Genomic DNA, 21,196 nt, shown 5'->3' with positions numbered 1-21,196 from the left:
GCATTTCCCTTCTATTTCTTTGTCAATGGTTTGAGGGAAGTGCGAAACATGAGTATATGATTACTATACACAACAGGGACATATACCCATGTTTTGGATACTCGAAAAAGAACTCAGGTCAAACGACAGGAGGGAAATTGATGTCCTTCTTCATTCATACCACATACTCGAAAACAATAAACTATTAACAAACAAATCATTAGGAAAAATACACAATCTATCAAGTCAACGGATCAATCAAATTAAAAATAAAACATACAGGAACTTCTTTTCACCCAATAATTCCTTTATTAAACAAATGAAAGAAGAATGTTCCTTTTATCAGCATTCAATAAAGGAGGACGATATTATATGGCAGGACGATGACCGCATCTCAGCATTGATTGAACGGGAAAATATTCATTTCACCCGGGCTTTTATCCTGAAGATACTCTCTCTGTTTACCGATTCCACACATATCTATATGGGTAGCTTTGCTATCAGGGAAAATGATAAGACATGGAAAAACAGTGTATTGATTCCGGCAGGGTTGGCAGAGTCTTTCAATTTTAACAGATTTATCACTGATATAAACCATCTTGTGTCAATTAGTAGAATAGACCTTATATCACACCTCGGAGTCTACTTATTAAGCTCGCCAGGATGGCAAAAATATAAGGACGGAATACTGGAAGGTGTAATAAAGGTTGCGTCCGATATCCTTGAGCATGAGTTCGGCCTTGCAACCGTCTCGGGAAAAGTCATCACTCCACCCCCTCCTGTTCTTCCCAAACAACCTTCCGATGTGATATATGAAATATTGAAACAGCAAGGGACACCCATGCACATAGATGATATATTTACAGAATTTAAAAAGATACTCCCGGAACATAAATATACCTCCTCCAAACAGCTTCGGCCTCTTTTATACCAACACGATTTAATAACCCACAAAGGCCGAAAAAGCATGTATATGCTAAAAGAATGGAAACATATCAAGTCGGGTACCATCAGGGAAACTATCATTGAATTTTTAAATGCACACGATAGTCCACGGGCAGTCGGGGAAATAACAGATCATGTTTTGCAATATTTTCCTGAGACAAATATCAACAGCATCCGGACATCGATGATCAAAGACTCAAAGAAACGTTTCAAGCAATATAAGAACGGGTGTTTCGGTTTGAGCAATAAGACCTATCCAGACAAGACGGGCGACCCGGCGACGCTTGGTATTTCCAACAAGCCATTTGATGAGAGACTGGCTGACTTGGAAAAGTTCATCTCACAGAACTGGCATTTCCCTTTTTCCGCTTCAACCGACCAAAATGAAACTTCACTGTATCGATGGTGGAGATTACAATGCATTAATTTTGATCAACTGACGGAAGGTCAAAAATCTGAAGTAGAGAGAATAAAAGATCAATATGCAGATATTGATACGGAAAAAAAAGTCTATGAGTGGAACAGTAAGTACAATATGCTTATTAACTTTCTATCTGATAATCAACGAATGCCTTCCTCAGGCAGCATAGGTCTTGAAAAGATGTTATACGATTGGTATAGCAGGGCTAAGAACGATTTCAAAACGAACCGTTTAAACGATGAACAAAAAAAGAAATACTTGAAATTTGAAAAATTGGCGAAAAATCCATATTCTTTCACATCTACAATCTTGAACGGTAGAATATCAAAATAAACCTCTTTGTATTGACTTTTTCGGTTATTTTTAATCTCTTCTTTTCTTTAGGTTTATCTACAATCGATTGAAACATTTTTTGTGTCTGTTTCAGGAATCTTTTCTCTGTATTTTCGACTTATAGCTATATAAAAATCATTAAGACATACAAATTGATGTATATCAGCTACACAACTTTATTATTATGTTAAATATGGCAATACACCACAAAATTATATATATATTTGTACATTACGGTTACAACCGCTAGGATAAGGTCATGAATGAATTCTTAAAAGCAAATTACTGGATCAACCGGAGAGATTATTTACTATGAGGCTCGCGTATGTTATACTTTTATTGATTATTTTTCCAACGGCCATTTTCAGCGTGGAAAGTGAAAACGATTCCCTGCTGAAAGTGCTGGACAAGGTTATTTCAGAACGATCCGGATACACAAAGATAAGGGAAGATAAGATCCAGGAATTGAAGCAGAGAAAACAACTACTGGTCGATACGAACGATATAATCAATATCAACTCGAAAATTATCGAACAATACAATAGTTTCATTTGTGACTCTGCAGAGTTTTATATCAAAGAGAATCTATCTCTTGCAAACAGACTGGATGATCAGGATATCATTGTGGAGAATCTGTTGCGCTTATCCTATATCTATTCACTATCGGGTTTGTTTCTGGAAGCTTCTGAACTTTTCGACTCTCTTGATTATGAAAGCATGTCAGACAAAGACAAGGTATGGTATTGTTGGAATTCTATTCGATATTTTGAGAGTCTTATATTCTATACTTCCGATGCAAACCACTCGCTGGTATATGAGAAACAAAAGGAATCCTATAGAGATAAGGTAATGGGGTTGTTAGACGAAGGATCCGAAGAATATAAAAAAGAATTAGCACATAAGCTTCAGGAAGAAAGGCAGTTTTCAGAGGCAGAAAAATTGTTGTTACCCGTCTTTCATAATCAGACACCTGAAACACACGGTTATGCAATGGCTGCAATGAATCTCGCCAAATTATACCGCCACTCAGGTAAAAAAGAACTTGAAAATTATTACCTGATTATCGCAGCGATCACCGACATAGAATTGGCGGTAAAAGAAAATGAAGCGCTGCTGTCTTTAGCCATAAACCTGTATGAAATGGGGGATATTGACAGGGCATACGAATATATAAGGATAGCTTTGGATGATGCGCTGTTTTATAATGCAAGATTTAAAAACTCCGTTATTGCACGGGTACAACCCATCATTGAAGACACCTACCTGCAAAAAATTTATTCTCAACAGAAGAATTTAAAGAACTTCTCAATCATTACCAGTCTATTTGCATTGGTCCTGATCATTACCTTATTTTATCTGTATCTACAGGTCAAGGCCGTTTCAAAAGCCCGGAAGGAGCTTAGAATAATGAACGAAGATCTTCTGCAGTTGAACCGGAAGCTGGATGAAGCCAATACCGTGAAAGAACACTATATCGGTTACTTTATGAACCAGTGTTCTATCTATGTCAATAAACTTCACAAGTATCGGAAAAATGTGAACCTGAATATAAAAACCGGACAGATAAACAATCTATTTAAATTATCCACGGATGAATTGGAGAAAGATATCTCCGAATTACATGCCAATTTCGACAAAACTTTTCTGGCACTTTACCCCAACTTTGTTTCGGAATTCAACTCTCTGCTCAGGGCTGATGAACAATATTATCCCGAAAGAGGGGAGTTAAATAATGAACTTCGTATATTCGCTTTGATCAAATTAGGGATCACAGACATGAAGCAGATCGCCGACTTTCTGCACTATTCGGTGCAGACTGTTTACAACTATAAAAGCAAAGTAAAGGGAAAAGCCCTGGCTGGGGGTGATCAATTTGAAGAAATGATCATCAGGATCGGCAGTATATCTTAAAAGAAGGATATTTCAAAATAGAGAAACTATCTGAATTTCTTAAAAAAAAGGATATAATCACCCGGTTCTTTGGGCATTCCTTTTTAAAAGGGAAGTATCCAAAGAACCGGGTGAAATTAATTCAGGTATAACCCCCTACTCACAGGTTTCCTCTATCACAAAATTATCTTGCGTTTCATTATCCAATATAACCACACTTTTATCCTTATTTGTGAAATGAACCTGAATGCCTGATATATCGGCATCTTTGGATAAACCAAAGAATTCTCTTGGGTAAATGTATTTCTGGAAAGAAGTCACTGCGCCCAGATTACCCAGTGATTCCATAAGAGTTTTATCGGAAATCTCGTCCACGATCTTTTCTTTCTCTACTCCACCTTCCATGTACTGTACCTTTGCATACAGATGAACATCGCCATCTTTCAGACCACCTTCGGTTACGTAGTTCGGTTCGTTATAGCGGATGGAAAATATATCACCGAAACCGAAAGTGGCAGGAACGAAAGATACCGCGGGGTCAGAAGTGAAGTCCATTTGAGGCTCATCACCACCGGTAATTTCCAGAAGTTTAGCTTCTACCACATCCTCACCAGGGTATTTTTCATTGTGGAATCCAAATGCTTCACCACAGAATGTGTATCCTGCATAGAACTTCACGGCACGCGGACCTGTATGAAGTTTTATGTTCACAGTACCCACTACGGTTTTTTGGTCTGCAATGTTATCATTGATTTGGAAAGTGGTAGCCGATTTAAACACGACCCATTCCATCGGGCCTGTGTTGCCAAGTACGCCCATACGGCTCTGGAAAGAAGATGCCCATGGCATTCCATCCGTTGGATTTGTATCTGTGGCACTCATCAGTACCATGGGTTCGTTGGTAACTTTATTCCCGGCAAATGCCGCGTCAGTGGTAAGAGTCAACATAGCATTGTCTTTCACATTCCAGGCTTTAGGCATTAATATACCAAATGCCAACTTACTGTTACCATCGGTTTCGGCAACGATTTTTATCTTTACTGTTATGTTGATATCACTGTCAACCTGAGCATTATCGGGGTGAATGATCTCTTCAATGGTCATGCAGGTGACAACAAGGAATAAGAGTACCAACAATGACAACGCGTATTTATATTTTTTTATGTATTGCATATTATTACAATTTTATTGATTAATGCTTTTGAAAGTATATTTATAATCCAGTGACGGACAATCCAGTTTGAAAGGGATGCTAAACTCACCGTTTACATAGTAGGCGATTAATTTGTCCGATTCAGTTAAACGCAGTTCATTGGGAAGCACGCTCGTGTTCAGATATGCATCCACCTTACCGGCAGGAATCTCATAGCTGTAAGGTGAAAAAGGCACATCGCCATTGCTGAAAGTTACCGCACTGATCTTGTTATCGGTATAGTGCAACGTCAACCTGAAAGTCTCGAAGAAGTCGAACTTCTTGGCGAGGTCGATCCCGTTAATGTTTACCTCATCGTACTGGTAAACATGGAAGAGGCCATAATTTATATCATAGTCAGATGGGTAATCGGATGATATTTGTGTTCGGTTTTCGTCTTCGCAGCTTACGATGGCGACTAAAACCGAAACTACAATAAGTATGAATGCATATTTTTTCATCATTTTAATTTTTTAAGTTTATAAGTTGTGAGTTTGCAGTCTCTTAATCCATAATTTTATCTATATCGATCCAGAAAAACCGGGGGCGATAAGTACTTACATCGCTGAACTGTTCCGCAAATACTTCGGTATTCACGTTGTAGCTGACAAGTATCATCCCGTCTTTCTCAAACTGCGGGTGAGCCATCGCATTGTAGGTCAATAAATGGGGAGTGTTCTGCTCATAGGTTCTGAATATGAGTTGCTTATTTCTCCACGGCCCGGTAGGGTTATCAGCAATAAACGTGTATATCTCACCGGAATTAAAAGTCTTCTTTTGTGTAAGCAACACATACTTGCCCCGCAGTTTGAACACATTGAACTGTGACGAAACAGGTACAGTTGATAAGCCTTCCAGCTTCACGGCATCTGATGGATTTATACTCCAGCCCGAACCGTTGTAATATTGCCAGTTGTCGTATGGGTTACCTACGGCGGTCCGTGCAACCAGTACTTCGGTGATGGGATCCATATCATTTCGTATATCCACCTGTGCATAGATATAATTATAATCACCATCGTTCAGTGCAGCCATTCCGTAATGAATATCTGGAGAGCCGTTGAATGGTATGGGCGTTATCTTATTCAATTCCAGACCGGGAAGGTTATACTCCAGTATATGGGTGGTTTCATACATGAATCCCCACATGCCTTCACCTCCCTGATACATCAGGGTTTGAAAGATGTACAACTTGTCACCATTCACAAATCCATGTCCGGGCCAGTACCATTTCTGCTCGTCGGGATAACCGGGAGGTACTGCTGCAGAAGCATTCCTGTTGCCCCCGTACCCGTAAATGGCACTCACCTTGCCGTTGTCATACACAATATAGGTATTGCGATACATACGGTCAGATGTGGGACGTTGTCCATTAGTAACCGTTCCTATATAAGAGTCGCCCATCAGGAAGATACTCCTGCCGTCGGGTAAAGGAATGGAATACATACCATCACCTGCGGTTACACTTCCCTGGTCGGGAATGATAATGCCGGCAATCACCTTGTCAAGACCATCAATTTTTGCCTGGATAGTGTTGGTGTTTACAACTTCGCTACCCTTCACCAATGAGAGAGTTACCGATACAGGTTCATTATAAGGCACACGGGTGAAGTAGCTTGTTGTTTCGCCTTTTTCAACAGTTTTAACTGTGACAGGTTGACTCAACTCAATACGATAATTATCGAAACTGACTTCCGGATTGGTAAGTTCCCACGACAGGGATAACGTGTCAGCATTGAATGTAGTGGCGATCTTGATATAGGTGTGACCACCATCAGGTTCAAAGGGATTCTTCCTTATGCTGTCATCACTCTTGGAACAAGAGGCCAGGAGGAAAAGTAAGAACGATAATAATACCATATGGTTATAATTGTACTTCATATTAACTACTCGTTATTAAATGATCAATCCCTCTTCAAATTAGGATTTAACCTCTTTTCCCTGATCGGGTATGGTAACAATAAACTTGCTTCGGTAAACGGTGCTGTATGAGTCGGCGTCTGGTACCCGATCATATTTACCATCTGTCCTGTGACAGCATGTAAAGCCCTGCGGGTTCTCAACATATCATACCATGTCTGATTCTCGAAAGCCAGTTCCCAGAAACGTTCCTGCAATATCCTGTCGACAGTGATGGATGTTGGTTTCACTTCTTCCGGCAATGCACGTTTTCTAACGGCGTAGTAGGCTGCAATGGCATCGGCATCGGTTGTGGTTCCTCCATCGGCCTGGGCTTTTGCTTCAGCCAACATCAACAGTACATCTGCATATCTTAAGAGTGTAAAGTTGGCTCCGGATTTTCCGGTTACCGCGGCATCCTGGTCCCAGTACTTATAGATATATAGCCTGCCGAGGTCTACCATGCCCGATTGGTCGAGTGCCTCCTGTTGGGTATAATAGAATTCTCTTTCTTCTTTGCGCTTATCGCCTTCGGGATAGGTGTCGAAGAACATCCGGGTAACAGTGATTGCTCCACCGTAAGCGGCACTGGCAGAGACAGCTTTTACCGGCGCAGGATAAGCTAACAGGGCACTATGGAGGGGATTACCCGCATTGTCGGCCTCTCTTTGAATGGACCAGATAATCTCTCCGGAATTTTCAACAGTTCTCAACTCTTCATAGCTGTCGAACAGATAAAATCTCCCACTGTTATATACCTGCTTTGCCATGTTGTAGGCCCTGGTATAGTATTCGGTTCCCTTTTGAAGGGGATATCCGGCCATCGTAAGTAAGACCTTGGCGTGTATAGACTTCACGGTTCCCTTAGTTACACGGCCACTGGTATTTGTCCACTCCATATCTTCCATCAATTCGCCAGCTCTTGTCATATCCGCATCGATCTGGGTGTAGATGGCATCTACGGATGACAGCTCAATGGCTGTGTTGCTTACATCTTTAGTGGGTGTGAGTTTCAGGGGCACCGGCCCATAAAGCCTTACCAGATTGAAGTAAAAATAACCACGGAGGAAATAAGTTTCTCCCAGGTACTGGTTCTTTTTGGCTTCACTTATTGTCCCTTCTGCCATACCTTCGATGCCTTCGATGATGCTGTTGCAATTCTCGATAGCCCGGTATGCTGTTTCCCAGAATCTCTGCACATAGCTGTTATTGTCCGCAATGAGCAGACTGTTGGCCTGAGCGAGGTCTTGGGTACCTGACCCGCGCATACGTTCACCGTATCCGTGCATGAATTCCAGGAAAATGAAGCTCTGCGAACCGGGCTCAATATCTGAGTCCATAATATCGTCAACAAAAGTGTATATACCGTTGACAGCAGCCAAGACCTGCTTTTCGTTCTGGTAATATGAATCGGGGTTCAGAAATGTCTTTGGCTTTTCTTCAAGGAAAGAGTCGCATGAAGTGATGATTACCGCCAGGGCAATGAGCCAGCTTATATTTGAATATATCTTTTTCATACAATTATTTTATTTGTTTACATCAATGTGTATGGAACGTTTTAGAACCAGAATTTTTAGAATCAAGAACGAAGAAATTAGAACTAAGAAGTGGAGAAGTTCACTATTTCATTATTCATTATTCATTATTTACTTTTCACTTTTAATTCTTCACTAACAAAGTCTTGACTCTTGGTTCTTTGTTCTTTACTCTTTAATTCTTAGAATGTAATCTTTATATTAGCAGTAACTGTTGTTGGACGAGGGTATGAGTAGAAGTCGATACTCTGTCCGTTGTCTGTATTGAATGCTCCCATTTCTGTGTCATATCCGGGGTATTGGGTGAATAACGCAAGGTTTTCAACGGATACTCCCAATGAGAGGTTGTTTACTTCCCTGAGCCAGTTAAGCACTTTAGGACTGAAAGAATACGAGAGTACAACGTTGCGTATTCGCAGGAAGTCCCCTTTATGAAGCATATACGAATCTTTTTCGTTTTCACCGAAGAATGGGTCTGACGGCAAACGCAGTGCGGCAACCATAGTATTTTGATTCTCGGGTGTCCATGCTTTAAGTATATCTTTCACGCTGTTGCTGTACAACGGTCTGTTTTCGCCCATGGAATGGGTAATACTCATGATCTTGAAGCCGTACACATAATTAAGGTCAACCATCAATGAAAAGCCCTTGTAGGTAAAGGTATTCACCATGGTGAGGTTTCCTTTCGGTCTGCCGGTTCCCATTAACTGACGATCTTCTTCGTCGATCTTATAGTCACCGTTCACATCTTCGTACTTGATATCACCGGGTCTTTTGCCATACCTGGCAGCTTCCTCTACCTCGGCAAGACTCCAGGTACCCAGTCTTTTATAGACGTAATACGATGCCCAGTCTATACCTTCCCGGGCTATGGTATTATTCCCTGTATCAATGGTTTCTCCGTTTATATCTATTGTTTTCACTTTATTAGTGGAGTACACAAGATCTGTCACCCACATAAAATCTTTTGTATGAATGTTGCGGGATGTAATGGTAGCCTCGAATCCATCGTTCCGTATCTCGCCAAGATTGGACCATGTAGTAGCATATCCGGTGGTGATAGGTATCTGTTTCTCGAACAACAGGTCCTGGGTTGACTTGGTGTAATAGTCCATGATTACCTCTAAGCGGTTGTTGAAGAAGCTGAGATCTAATCCAACATTAAACTGTCGTGATGATTCCCACTTGAGGTCTTTGTTACCCAAATTGCTCAAAGTTACATACGACGTGAGCTCCTTGTTGAAAATGGTAGAGCCGTTTCCGTATTGTGAAATGGTTCTGTAATTGGGGATGGAGGCATTACCAACCACACCGTAACTTGTTCTCAGCTTGGCCTGGCTTACTACATTGAGGAGCGGTCGGAAAAAACTCTCTTCCGAAATACGCCATCCGGCAGATACTGACGGGAAGTATCCGTACTTGTTGTTCATACCAAAGTTTGAAGCACCATCAGCACGGAATGTAACACCCAGCAGATACCTGTCGCGGAAACTGTGATTCATCCGGAAATAGTATGAATTCATCGTATTCTGATTCATCCCGGATCTGGGTTCATGCCATGTTGTTCCTGCCGAAAGGTTATGATAGTCGAATGAATCATCGAAGTATTGTTCGGAACCGGAGGATGAACTTTCATTGCGATTATAATACCAACTGGCACCCAGCACAAAGTTAGAACTGAGTTGTCCGTTGAAATACTCATCGGTATAGGTAAAGTAGTTTTCGCTGGTGAGTTTCTGATTATCGGAGTTACTGATATCCGCGTAACCACCATTATTTTCGCTTACGTCCAGAAGTCCGGCTTTGGCATAACTCATCCCCTTCCTGTTGCTCTGCTGATAGTCTCCCTGGACAGTCAGCGTTAGCTTTCTGGTTAGGTCGAGAATGGAATTGAGGCTGAATACGGAGAAGTTGGATTTCCATTCATCCCTTCTATCCCGTAACAGCAGCAGTGGATTCTCTCCTTCTTCGGAAAATTTGTAATCTCCCTTGCGTCCCCAGGTACCATCTTCGTATTTAACAGGCACAATGGGCGGCATCTCGATCATATTACGGATCGCCCCCTGACCGAAAGAACTTTCCATATCGTTATTGTTACCTTTCTGACTTCCTACGGTTCCTACAACCTGAACGCGGAGCCAGTCCTTGATCCTGCTGTTTACATTAATAGTACCGGAAAAGCGTTCGTACTCGGAACTTTTCATCACCCCTTCATAATTCTGATAAGCAACACTTGAATAAACACTTGTATCATCATTGCCTGATGAAAAAGATACAATGTGGTCATTGGTAATGGCTGTGCGGGTCATTTCCTTCTGCCAGTCTGTGTTATACCTGGGCGAAGCAATAAGCAGTCCATTTTCATCGTACTGGTAGTTGCCGGAAGCATCCTTAGCATAGTAGAAGAGTTTTTCGTCGGCAGTGGTAAGGTGAGGCATGGTTTGTCCGCTGTAAGCATAGCTGCGCCGTTGAACTTCCATATATTCATCGGCATCCAGCATGTCGAGTTTGCGATTCATAAAACCAAATCCCATCTTACCATCGTAGGTAATGGAGCCTTTGCCTTTTTTACCTTTCTTGGTGGTGATAAGTACAACCCCGTTTGATCCCTGGGCGCCATACATAGCGGTGGCAGCTGCATCCTTAAGGATGTCGATAGATTCCACATTCGCAGAGTTGATGATATTGGGGTCAACCCCAATTACCCCATCGAGCACATAGATAGGATCTTTGCCCGCATTGATGGAGCCCATTCCACGAACGCGGAGGGAAGAACCACCACCAGGTCTGCCGGACATTGATACGTTTGTTACCCCGGCCACTTTTCCGGCTATGCCTTGCATGATGTTAAAGGCAGACGGGCGTTCATTCAATTCATCACTTTTTACAGAACTCACTGCTATGGACATATCTTTTTTTGAGCGGGTTCCGTATCCGATAACTACCAGATCTTCCATCAGAACAGCATCCGGTTTCATAACCACATTGTACTGTGAATTATCACCGATTGTCAACTCTACAGTCATCATTCCCACATACGATATCTGCAGCGTTTTAGCATCTGAAGGTATTCTTAAAGAGAAAATTCCGTCAATATCCGTGGTGGTACCTATTGTCGTACCTTTCACTACAACAGTCGCACCAATTACAGAATCACCGTTCTCATCTGTTACCACACCGGAAATAGTTCTTTCAGGACGTTGTGAAATGAGATCTGAAGAGGCTTTCGCCTGTACTCCGCTATTTAATAGCAGTATCAGGATCAACAGCAGTTTTACAATTTTGGAAAACACACCAGGTGCATCCGCTCTCTGTTTTCTTTTCATGTTTGTAAACAATTTTTGATTAATAAAAAGTTGCACTTATTTATGGTTAAGTATATATAAAATAATTACTTACCCCATTCTTTATTAGGAGTACTTCCCATATATAATTCCAAAACACCTCCCTGAACGATATCAGAAAAATCAAGATAGCATTCGCTATATTCTTCTCCGTTCAGCACTGCCTTTTGGATATATATATTTGCCGGACTATTGTCATGGGCAATGATTGTAAATTTCTCTCCCCGGGCGTAATCGGGGTCGAGCCTGAAGTCTACCCTGTCGAATACCGGGCTGGTAATCTCTAATCTTGTATCCCCGGGGCAGGAAGGATGAATGCCCGATGCTGTTAACACATACCATGCAGACATCTGCCCGGCATCTTCGTTACCTACAATTCCTTCCACTTCATTACGATATGCATTCTTACAAATATGCCTGCTCCATTTCTGTGTATTCCATGGCTCATTCAGTTTATTGAATAAGAAAGGCACAAAATGCACCGGTTCATTGGCATGATTGTAATAGTCATTCCACAACAGGTCATCCGGGGTTTTATCAAAGAAGCTGTACAGGTCTGCCAGCACTGCTTTTCTTCCACCCATAAGTTCCACCATACCCTCTATATCATGTGGTACAAACCAACCCTGCTGGTAAGGGTTTGACTCCACACACCCATACCATTCGGTTGTACGGGCGTTTTCCGGCCAGTCCTGCCATGAGCCGTCTGCTTTGCGGGGACGGAACCATCCTTTTTCCTTATCAAAAATATTCCGGTATGCCTGAGATTTCTGAGCGTATACCTTTGCTTCTTCGTCTTTACCCATTGCACTCGCTAACTGTGAAATACACCAGTCTGTATAGGCATATTCCAATGTATGCGAAATACTGAGCTCAGAGGGAGTATATCCCAGTTTATCATTACCGAATACACGGGAAGTATTTTTCGCATACTCATAGGCTTTTTCTACATCGAAAGTCCGGATTCCTTTTACATAAGCATCAGCAAGTACCGAGAGTGCCGGATTCCCGAGCATGCATCCGGAATAAGCATTCACAATTTCCCAACGTTCATAATATTCTTTGCCACTTTGTTCAGCCAACGTAACGAGTGAATTTATCTGATCACTTACCAGAGAAGGATTTATAATTGTTTGTAGCGGGAACTGACTGCGAAACACATCCCATCCACTGAATATGGTCCGTTTGGTAAAGGTTTCGTTTGTTGAATAAATTGTATTGTCACCACCCATATAACGACCGTCGGCATCGGTAAATATTCTGGGATCAATCATAGTATGATATAATGCAGTATAGAATATAGTCTTGTCATCATCACTTCCTCCGGATATTTTAATCCGGCTTAACTCTTTATCCCATAGCTGACGTGCCTGAGTCTTCACTTCATTGAAATCTAACGAGGCTATTTCAGTGTTGAAATTATTTTCTGCCCCTTCCATATCGACAAAGGAGATACCCACTTTCAGTGTAATTTGCTCTTCTTCCTGAGTAGGAAATTCGGTATAAAAACCAAGATGTTTTCCTTTCATTTCATCCTTTCCCGTAATAACCGGAGCTTCGGACACTCTGGTAAGGTAAGGAGCGCTCACCACATCATCTTTCTTCCGGCTCCAACCATCAGGAATATCGGCACTCCAAAATCCATAGTTCTCCAACGGCTTGCTGAAACGGGCGAAAAAATGTACGGTATAGTTTGTATTACCTTCTCCGTCGCCCCAGCCACCACCATCGGGCGTGCATTTCATCCACCCCTTGATGGTATATTGGTCTACCACTTTCACATACTGTTCTACAGATGTTCCTCCCACCCTACGGGCAAGGTCAATCTGAATACGTGATTTTTTATTTTCGGGAAAGGTAAACTTCAATATGCCGCAACGGGGTGTAGTGCTGCTCTGCACATTGATCCCGTAATCTGTAAGGTCGACCGAATAAAATCCGGCCTCGGCAACCTCGGATTTCTTATCGTAATACGATCTGTAGCCGGTGATACTCCCGTCTTCCTTTCCTGCAATTTTTTTCAATTCGCCGGTTGTGGGCATCACCAGAAAATTACCCAAATCCCCGAACCAGCCTACACCGCTCATTTGTGTAAAAGCAAAACCTTCTATTGTTTTATGTTCATAGCTGTATCCCGGGCTGTTATCCCCACCGGTAATGGTATTCGGACTTACCTGTACCATGCCGTACGGGGTGGTTGCTCCCGGAAAAGTTTTACCTAATCCGTGATAAACTCCGGCTGCCGAAGTACTGGTACTTGCCCCTATAAAGGGGTTTACATAATCCGCTGGTGAGAATTTTGTTGTATTATCTTTCTTTGCGTTTGAACAAGAGGTAATCCCGGTCATTGCGCAGAAGACGAATAAAAGAATAACTGCTGTCAGCTTGTTTCGATTGGATATCATATTAATTGTTTTAAAGGATCTAAGTCAGATATATAGTCATGTAGCAGTGTTGCGAACTAAATCATTCTTTTATTTGCAAATCGATAAACCGCAATGTCACAAAGCCGAATTGGGGGATTGTTATATTTGTCTGCAACCGCCCCGCCCCCTTATCGACAGGCGATAATTCACGGATAGTATCACCTTTTAAGTCTACCTGCTCTATTTTATCCACACTACAGTTCCAGGTCACTTCGCGGGAAATTTCGCGGGAGGATGTATTATAGATACGTACAAGCAGATTGCCGTTCTCCACGACCATAGAGGTTATTTCCAGATTGTCACCGATCGTTTCGAGTATTGATCTTTCCTGTTGTTCAGGGGAACCCGACGTGAATTGTGCGACCATTGGTTCATTCCATTGACTGCTCGCTTTTTCCACCTCTCCCCTCTCCCAGTCGCCGGAATGAGGCAGAAGCGCATACCGGATTTCGGTGGGGCCATGGATACTGTAATCTCTCCCCCATAAAGCCCTACCGGTATATTGCACAGTTAACCCCAATGGCAAACTGTCTGATTGCAAATAACTCGTAGCATGATCTGAAAAGAGTGCAACTCCATAATCCTGCTCCTGACCGGTAATATCCACCCAATTCAGGATCACATTGTGCTTGATAGTGTCCCAGCTTGAATAAAGCGTATTGTCAAGCTTACTTTCGGTGACATCAAACGGTGCGTTCTTATATATCTTCCGGCCTATATCACTGAACGGAAACCGTACATGAAGCTTATAGTCATCATTATAAAAAGCCTTATTCCGGTCAGTGGCTTCATAATTATCGCTCTGGTCATACGCACCAATCCGCGGCTGCCCATCCCAGTCGATATGCAGGGTAAAATCAATACGGGGATTATTTTCATAAAAAGTGATCAGTTGATAATAGTTATGCCCGGCAATTTGGTTTTCGACTTTTACACGGGTAAATAACTCTCCCTCTTCCATCACTGAGACTGTAGCCTGGTTTTCTGATCCCTCATAAAATCTGTCCTCCTTATAAAAAAAGCCTCTCAGGTCGTTCAGGTATTTCCCGTTTTGGACCAATTGTTTGTTCCCCTTCTTTTTATCGATCAGGCTTGTGATCGTACCACCATGCGCAGGATCAATAATTACTGAGTAATAGTCTGTTTCTATTGCGAGTTTTTCTGAAGATGTGAGTTTCTCTGAGGAAAGATCCAGCTCTTTTTTAGAGGGCAGTTCCTTATCACTCTGTTTCAGCCAGTAAGTAGCATAGCCCATTCCCGGCACCGATGCTTCAAAGAACAGTGTTACCTCTCCGTCAACACTTTCTGATAATTGATGGGGTACAGGCTTACCCTTGGCATCAATGACTACTATCTTCCGGCCTCGAAAATGTTCCGGAAGAATCAGGGCGACCTCTTCTTTACGTGCCGATCCCAGCGTATTATATACACGGATATATTCAGTATTATTCGTCCTGGCAAAGAGGTTTGATATCTTTTCGGACGCGATTTGATTTGTAGCTTCAGTCCACCGGACTACTTTATCGGCCCAGGTATCTCCCGGCCTGCCGTTATAGGGAACAATCCAGCAGTCGTGGTGTTGGGCAAGCATCAACGTCCTCCATGCTTCGGCAAAATCCTCTTCCGGCCAACTCTTGCCGTTGAAGAGATAATCCATTGCAGCCATCTTTTCTGCAGTGACGAGCAGGTTCTCACTCTCCCGCACCTGTTTGGCAATTTCCTGCACCACTTGTGCACCCCACACCAATCCCGGTTTGATATCTTCCTGCGTGAAATGCCAGTCTTCCGGTTCCACCTTTCCTTTTATCATTTCAAAATAATTGGTCCAGGTAGTATATCGCGTAGGCTGGTATTCACTGCGCCACGGACCTCCGTCCCATCCCGCATCCTGAAAACACATCCCTACCGGAAACTGTATACCATTGGCAAAGCATTTCTCAATGAAACTGTTGGAGTTGGTCCACGATTCGGTCTGCCAGGTCGATTCCGTAGATAACTCTTCAACAGCATATCTCGGCACAGCCGGAATAGAAGTCCCGTCAGGCCCGATCCAGTTTACCAGGTTCTTTCCAAAAGCACTGGTATAACCTCCCCAACATGTATTAGGGTTTCTCAGTACCGCGTACTTATAACCAAAACCTTTCAGTATCTGCGGTAAACTACTCGTGAAGCAGGGCTCTTCCACGGCATAAGTCACGAAAGAGGCACTTGGAAAATACTCCCGGGTCTTTGCCATACCGTAATGGAATTGCCGGATAATACTCTCACCCGAGATATTATAACAGTATGGTTGTGACCAGGTCGGGTTTACAAACTCTATACGTCCCGACGGACCCTCTTTTTCAAAATATGCCTGGAATGCCTTAAAGTTCTCCGCGTCTGTCACACTGATCGTATCCCAGGTCTCGGGCTCGATCTCCAGATTGATTGCCCAATCAGGATGTTTCTCCAGTTGCTCTACCATGAATCGTGCCTGCCACTGCGGGTAATGACCGTAGATACCGCCATGATAACCATCGGTGAACCATGCGGTCTGTGACAACACAGGTATTTTCACCAGTAGAAAACAAAACAGAATAAAAACTGACAACCTATGTTTTTGACTTAAATTTTCAAGTACCATATCGTTTCTTTTACAGGGATTACAATCCAATCAGATTTTCACTAAAACTATCTTTCTCTTTACCGGTTGGTTTATCTCATAGATCTTCGTAACGAGCATATCCATTTCCGCCTGCCGCGTTTCACGAAACGATGGATGCATCATCCGGGCATAATTATCCCTATGCATTCTCAGCCATCCGTTGTTACCCGTTTCCTTATCAAGTGCTTCAAGCGATGCACGGTTATTGGCAAACAGCAATCCCCTTTCCTGAAAAAAGCCGAATTGTATCCAGGCATAGTCCCGGAAATTTCTCTCAATCTCCCACCGCACTTCATTCAGATGCATAATCGACAGAGCCTGCTGGTATTGCGGTGTTTTTGTTTCTGCCGCCAGGTTCACCCCTTTGTTCAGGTCGTCAGACGACCATGTCCCGATCTCTTCTCCATCAATGAACATCTTGTAATCACCTTTCTCTAAATCGGAGACTTTAATTACCTCCTGATTCATTTCTTCCATAAATGGTATATATTTCATTGCGTCGGCCTGTGATTTTTTTGCGTTCCATCCACGCGGAATGGTATCTAACGGATAGGGTAACGAATAAGCCAGGTAATCAAAAGAGAGTGTCCCTTCATTTCCTCTTATATTGGAGATTTCACAGTTTGCCGACCGGACAACCGACTTTTTGGACGCATTCACCTCAAAGTCCGATACTACATTGGAATCCAATCCCTGCTCCTTGAGAAAGAAGTAAGCCATCACCATGTGTCCGTCATTTTCAGGATGAATCCGGTCAAGACCACAAAGGGTGAATCCCGGATCGTTCACCTGGAACTTTTGGTTAATGGCTGTCATAGGGGCGTTCAGATCCAGAAATTCCCAGTTATTCTCTTCTGCTGATTTCTTCTGAAATGCCACAATACGCTGCATCACGTCATTTTTCCCCCTCAGAGCAGTATTACCATCAATCTTAGCAGCTCCATCATACGGAGATCCTCCCATCATCACGATCTTTGTACCGGAGAGCCCTTTCAACCGACCTTCCAGCAGCTTGAAATTTTCATAGGTTTCCCGGTATTTTTCTTCGCCAAACCTGGCTCCGTCATCTCCGTTATATTCCTGGTATCCCGAATCGTTCATTCCGAATGTAACGACCAGCGTAGTGGGATTCTTACTGAACACGTCACTATCTAAACGTTTATACATGTCAAGAGCCGTATTGCCACCGATCCCTGCATTCAGTATACGCAGATCCCTGTTTGGAAACCTTGTCATATAATAGAGCCAGATAAATGAGTGATAGTGCCCTCCATCTGTAATACTGTTTCCCAGAAAGACAACCCTTTCCCCTTCCCCGAACTGGCTAACCGGTTGGGAGAACAAGCCAACAGCTATACCCAACGCGATAAAAACTGATGTAAATCTTTTTGTAATATTCATAGTAAATATCATTGTGACCCGAAGGATCTGTTTAACTAAAAAAATTTAACATAAGGTAATGACAGAAATAGTTCACTTTTTACTCCGACATACACAAATAATTCATGGTAGAGAGTAATTTACCCTCTTCTCCCCATTCTTGGTAATTATAAATATATTAAATAATGATTTTGCAAATATAAAGACGAAAAATACCCTTTCAAACGTAAAGTAGGTTTAAAAGTAAACGATTTTACAGTGAAAAATAAAATAAAACACTGTATATTATAATATTATAAAATACAAGGAAGATCTTTCTGGTAAACTGATTTGAAATGAACTTCTTTTTTATAGCCGCACGATTATGTTAAAAAAACCGACAGGCTGCAAAGTTTTGTTTATATTTGCAGAATAGTAGGATGCGCCTCGGAAAACTCAAGCAAGCTTGGCTTTTCTCTCAGGTTTCACTATATTTGCCGCTCAAAGTTAAGTGCCGGATGGAGTCATTTTCCGATATACAAAGTTTCAACCTCTTATTCAACGAATATCACGAACGTTTTATCCGTTTTGCGATAGGGTACGTGAAAGACAGGCAGACGGCAGAGGATTTTGTGTCTGAGGCTTTCGCGGTATTTTGGGAAAACAGGCGGCTGCTATCTCCCGACACCAGACCGCCGGCCTATCTTATGACTATCGTTAAAAACAAATGTCTTAATTATCTGCAACATCAACAGGTACAACAGCGTGTAACGGAAGACCTAAGAGATCATTCCGAATGGTTACTCCAAACAAAGATCAGTACACTGGAAGCATGCGAGCCCGATTTTCTGTTCTCCGGAGAGATACAAAAGATCATCGACTCCACATTGAATCAATTACCGAAGAAAACACGACGGATATTCCTGATGAGCCGTGTTGAAGGATTTTCATACAGTATGATTGCCCGAAAAATGGATCTCAGTCAGAAATCTATAGAATATCACATTTCGAAGGCTCTTGAGCTGCTGCGTGAATCGTTGAAAGATTTTATGTAACCACTGCTCATTATATAGAAGAGAATATTGTAACCAAAACAGGTACGCTGAGATCGAGTATGAATCCATGAAAAACAGAGATAACGGCAAATTCTTTCCCTGAAAATTTCAATATGATCGGGAGTGTGGTATCCATTGTAGTTGCCCCACCTACTGAAATCGGAGCCAGTTTACCGAAATATTTTACAAAAAGAGGGGCAAGCAATAATGCCATTATTTCACGGAGTATATTCGAAAGTAATGCAATGGTGCCGAGTTCCACCCCTTTGTATTCCGTTATAAAAATACTTGATAATGAATAATAACCAAAGCCGCTACCTACAGCCATGAATTCGATAACTGAGCGGCCGGGAAGTAGAAAGCCAATTATTGCACATCCCAATAGCGTACCCACAATCGTTGCCACTGGTAGCAAATAAAACCGTGGGTCTATTCTTGTGAAACGCCTGAGCGTATTGGAATCGTTACCCAAACTCAATCCAACACAAAACATCAAACAACATAATGCGTAAAAGCTTATATCATTGTCGACGACAGAAAGCGGAATAATTTCGAAATGACCGAAGAATACCCCCAGGGCAAAAAAAGAGACAATAATAAGACTACTCTTCATGAAGGCCTTTTCTCTTATTATTAATATGTTTCCAGAGCAATAATGCAGCCACAGCGCTACCAAAGACCGCAGCAAGGGTAATAATTAAAGCTTCCACCCCAATATTGGCCAGCCCGGATATTATTTCAGGATTACTACCTACCTCTAATCCGAGAATAAATAAAAGAAGCCAAATCAGCAGGATAATAATTTTTGAAATATTTCTGAATTCTTTTTTTCGTAACACGAATCCAAAAATGCCTCCCAATAGCATAAAACCAATTGCAATAAACATATTCAAAAAGATTTGTCTGTTATTTGTTTGAAACGAGTGTATTAAGCATATAAACAAAAGTAAATAAATAATCAGATATACCAAAGTCAACATAATTTTAAAAAAAATACTCATCCGTTTAGGGTAGTCGAATGTTGAAATGTTATATATAAAGACACAATTTTAGATAATGAATAAAGATCTATTATACCGTTTTTTTGAAGGTAATACGACACTGGAGGAAGAAAAACAGATTAGACAGTGGATAGACACATCTGAAGAGAATAGGATTACGTTCCTGCAGGAACGTAAAATATACGATGCAATATTATTCAGGTCTCCCGGTATCTCAAACACGAACAGAAAAAGGCGTACAATTGGGTATCATATCGGTGCGATTGCGGCGAGTCTATTCATCCTCATTGCGAGTGCACTGTATCTGCACACTCTGCGACAAGAGAATAACTCCTTGGACTATAATACACTTGTTGTCCCTGCAGGTCAACGCATCCATCTGATCCTTGCCGACAACACCGACATTTGGCTGAATGCCAATAGTACATTGCGTTACCCTACGGAATTTTCCAGGAAGGATAGGACTGTATATTTAGACGGGGAAGCCTTTTTCGAGGTAAGTAAGGACGATAAAAAACCATTCATGGTAAAAACAACTTCGGGAGACATTAAGGTAACCGGCACATCATTCAACGTAGAAGCTTATTCCAAACATGGAGGTTTCGAGACCAGCCTGTTCGAAGGAAGTGTGGAGATTTACAAGAACGATCATAAACTTACTACTCTCAAACCTGATGAAAGAAGCTACCTGAAAGATGGAAAACTATATGTGACCCCAATAACTGACATGGATAAGTATCTCTGGAAAGATGGTTTGATCGCCTTTAATAATAAAAGACTTGAAGATATCCTGCAGTCTCTCGAAAAATATTTTGATATCCGGATACAAATCTCTAACAGCTCGTTACCACAACGCACCTATACCGGAAAATTCCGGCAGTCTGATGGAGTGGATTATGCTTTAAGGGTGCTGCAGAAAAGTATCCATTTTTCCTACCAAAGGGATGAAACAACAGGGATAGTGTATATAAAATAACAACTATTCGGTTAAGCCAAATAAGTATAAGACAAACTGGTTTGCAGAAAACAACTCAGTTTGTTTGAATATACCATGGCGAAGAATAGTCTAACTTTAGTAAATTTAAAATGAAATGCCTATGTAGTAAAGTGATTAAGCAGTAGAAAACTAAAAAATCGGCAGGCGTTGCAGCGCCCACCGATCGGATGTTTTCG

At 41.9% G+C, this 21,196-nt stretch carries 14 protein-coding genes; 4 read left to right on the top strand and 10 right to left on the bottom strand.

Annotation, left to right across the window (positions count from 1 at the left end):
- Positions 1–298 precede the first annotated feature (298 nt).
- Complete coding sequence (locus tag U2P89_RS11050) at positions 299–1,678, top strand: hypothetical protein (RefSeq protein ID WP_322191421.1); 1,380 nt, start codon at positions 299–301, stop codon at positions 1,676–1,678.
- 312 nt (positions 1,679–1,990) lie between these two features.
- Complete coding sequence (locus U2P89_RS11045) at positions 1,991–3,589, top strand: DUF6377 domain-containing protein (protein ID WP_019538951.1); 1,599 nt, start codon at positions 1,991–1,993, stop codon at positions 3,587–3,589.
- A gap of 135 nt (positions 3,590–3,724) precedes the next feature.
- Here U2P89_RS11045 and U2P89_RS11040 read toward each other — a convergent pair whose 3' ends face one another.
- The 8 genes from U2P89_RS11040 to U2P89_RS11005 all read right to left on the bottom strand — a co-directional run bounded on the left by U2P89_RS11040 (position 3,725) and on the right by U2P89_RS11005 (position 18,003).
- A complete protein-coding gene (locus U2P89_RS11040) occupies positions 3,725–4,741 on the bottom strand; it encodes a DUF4961 domain-containing protein (RefSeq protein WP_076929512.1) in 1,017 nt (338 codons plus the stop codon).
- A 12-nt stretch (positions 4,742–4,753) separates the two neighbouring features.
- On the bottom strand, positions 4,754–5,224 hold the full coding sequence (locus U2P89_RS11035; RefSeq protein WP_076929510.1) for a hypothetical protein: 471 nt from the start codon (positions 5,222–5,224) through the stop codon (positions 4,754–4,756).
- A 40-nt stretch (positions 5,225–5,264) separates the two neighbouring features.
- Positions 5,265–6,641, bottom strand: coding sequence for a DUF4185 domain-containing protein (locus U2P89_RS11030; protein WP_076929508.1), 1,377 nt, complete (start codon positions 6,639–6,641; stop codon positions 5,265–5,267).
- A 23-nt stretch (positions 6,642–6,664) separates the two neighbouring features.
- Positions 6,665–8,176: a RagB/SusD family nutrient uptake outer membrane protein gene (locus U2P89_RS11025; protein ID WP_076929505.1), complete on the bottom strand. Its 1,512-nt coding sequence runs from the start codon at positions 8,174–8,176 to the stop codon at positions 6,665–6,667.
- A 200-nt stretch (positions 8,177–8,376) separates the two neighbouring features.
- On the bottom strand, positions 8,377–11,520 hold the full coding sequence (locus U2P89_RS11020; protein ID WP_019538946.1) for a SusC/RagA family TonB-linked outer membrane protein: 3,144 nt from the start codon (positions 11,518–11,520) through the stop codon (positions 8,377–8,379).
- Positions 11,521–11,585: 65 nt separating this feature from the next.
- Positions 11,586–13,943: a GH92 family glycosyl hydrolase gene (locus tag U2P89_RS11015; protein WP_019538945.1), complete on the bottom strand. Its 2,358-nt coding sequence runs from the start codon at positions 13,941–13,943 to the stop codon at positions 11,586–11,588.
- 61 nt (positions 13,944–14,004) lie between these two features.
- Positions 14,005–16,587, bottom strand: coding sequence for a glycoside hydrolase family 38 C-terminal domain-containing protein (locus U2P89_RS11010; protein WP_083710936.1), 2,583 nt, complete (start codon positions 16,585–16,587; stop codon positions 14,005–14,007).
- Positions 16,588–16,617: 30 nt separating this feature from the next.
- On the bottom strand, positions 16,618–18,003 hold the full coding sequence (locus tag U2P89_RS11005; protein ID WP_394333051.1) for an SGNH/GDSL hydrolase family protein: 1,386 nt from the start codon (positions 18,001–18,003) through the stop codon (positions 16,618–16,620).
- A 482-nt stretch (positions 18,004–18,485) separates the two neighbouring features.
- Here U2P89_RS11005 and U2P89_RS11000 point away from each other — a divergent pair, with 482 nt between their 5' ends.
- A complete protein-coding gene (locus tag U2P89_RS11000) occupies positions 18,486–19,022 on the top strand; it encodes an RNA polymerase sigma-70 factor (RefSeq protein WP_026327198.1) in 537 nt (178 codons plus the stop codon).
- 10 nt (positions 19,023–19,032) lie between these two features.
- On the opposite strand, the gene U2P89_RS10995 is transcribed toward U2P89_RS11000, so the two are convergent.
- Both U2P89_RS10995 and U2P89_RS10990 read right to left on the bottom strand, forming a co-directional pair.
- The gene (locus U2P89_RS10995; RefSeq protein ID WP_019538941.1) at positions 19,033–19,635 is read right to left on the bottom strand and encodes a lysine exporter LysO family protein; all 603 of its coding nucleotides are present in this window, start codon (positions 19,633–19,635) and stop codon (positions 19,033–19,035) included.
- A complete protein-coding gene (locus U2P89_RS10990) occupies positions 19,625–19,909 on the bottom strand; it encodes a LysO family transporter (RefSeq protein WP_019538940.1) in 285 nt (94 codons plus the stop codon). The genes U2P89_RS10995 and U2P89_RS10990 overlap by 11 nt, the downstream gene beginning before the upstream one ends.
- A gap of 169 nt (positions 19,910–20,078) precedes the next feature.
- On the opposite strand from U2P89_RS10990, the gene U2P89_RS10985 reads away from it, so the two are divergent.
- Positions 20,079–20,999: a FecR family protein gene (locus U2P89_RS10985; RefSeq protein ID WP_019538939.1), complete on the top strand. Its 921-nt coding sequence runs from the start codon at positions 20,079–20,081 to the stop codon at positions 20,997–20,999.
- The last annotated feature ends 197 nt before the right edge of the window (positions 21,000–21,196 follow it).

It is taken from the genome of Proteiniphilum sp. (assembly GCF_034331125.1).
In the GTDB taxonomy this organism is placed as follows: domain Bacteria; phylum Bacteroidota; class Bacteroidia; order Bacteroidales; family Dysgonomonadaceae; genus Proteiniphilum; species Proteiniphilum saccharofermentans.
Note: the sequence above shows the minus strand (reverse complement) of the source record. Positions and strands in the feature narration are given on the sequence as shown.

Excerpts from the sequence above, each read along its gene's own strand:
- U2P89_RS11030 (WP_076929508.1), bottom strand. The coding sequence starts at position 6,641 with ATGAAGTACAATTATAACCATATGGTATTATTATCGTTCTTACTTTTC.
- U2P89_RS10995 (WP_019538941.1), bottom strand. The coding sequence starts at position 19,635 with ATGAAGAGTAGTCTTATTATTGTCTCTTTTTTTGCCCTGGGGGTATTC.
- U2P89_RS11040 (WP_076929512.1), bottom strand. The coding sequence starts at position 4,741 with ATGCAATACATAAAAAAATATAAATACGCGTTGTCATTGTTGGTACTC.
- U2P89_RS11010 (WP_083710936.1), bottom strand. The coding sequence starts at position 16,587 with ATGGTACTTGAAAATTTAAGTCAAAAACATAGGTTGTCAGTTTTTATT.
- U2P89_RS11015 (WP_019538945.1), bottom strand. The coding sequence starts at position 13,943 with ATGATATCCAATCGAAACAAGCTGACAGCAGTTATTCTTTTATTCGTC.
- U2P89_RS11000 (WP_026327198.1), top strand. The coding sequence starts at position 18,486 with ATGGAGTCATTTTCCGATATACAAAGTTTCAACCTCTTATTCAACGAA.
- U2P89_RS11025 (WP_076929505.1), bottom strand. The coding sequence starts at position 8,176 with ATGAAAAAGATATATTCAAATATAAGCTGGCTCATTGCCCTGGCGGTA.
- U2P89_RS11050 (WP_322191421.1), top strand. The coding sequence starts at position 299 with ATGAAAGAAGAATGTTCCTTTTATCAGCATTCAATAAAGGAGGACGAT.
- U2P89_RS11020 (WP_019538946.1), bottom strand. The coding sequence starts at position 11,520 with ATGAAAAGAAAACAGAGAGCGGATGCACCTGGTGTGTTTTCCAAAATT.
- U2P89_RS11035 (WP_076929510.1), bottom strand. The coding sequence starts at position 5,224 with ATGATGAAAAAATATGCATTCATACTTATTGTAGTTTCGGTTTTAGTC.
- U2P89_RS11045 (WP_019538951.1), top strand. The coding sequence starts at position 1,991 with ATGAGGCTCGCGTATGTTATACTTTTATTGATTATTTTTCCAACGGCC.
- U2P89_RS10985 (WP_019538939.1), top strand. The coding sequence starts at position 20,079 with ATGAATAAAGATCTATTATACCGTTTTTTTGAAGGTAATACGACACTG.
- U2P89_RS10990 (WP_019538940.1), bottom strand. The coding sequence starts at position 19,909 with ATGTTTATTGCAATTGGTTTTATGCTATTGGGAGGCATTTTTGGATTC.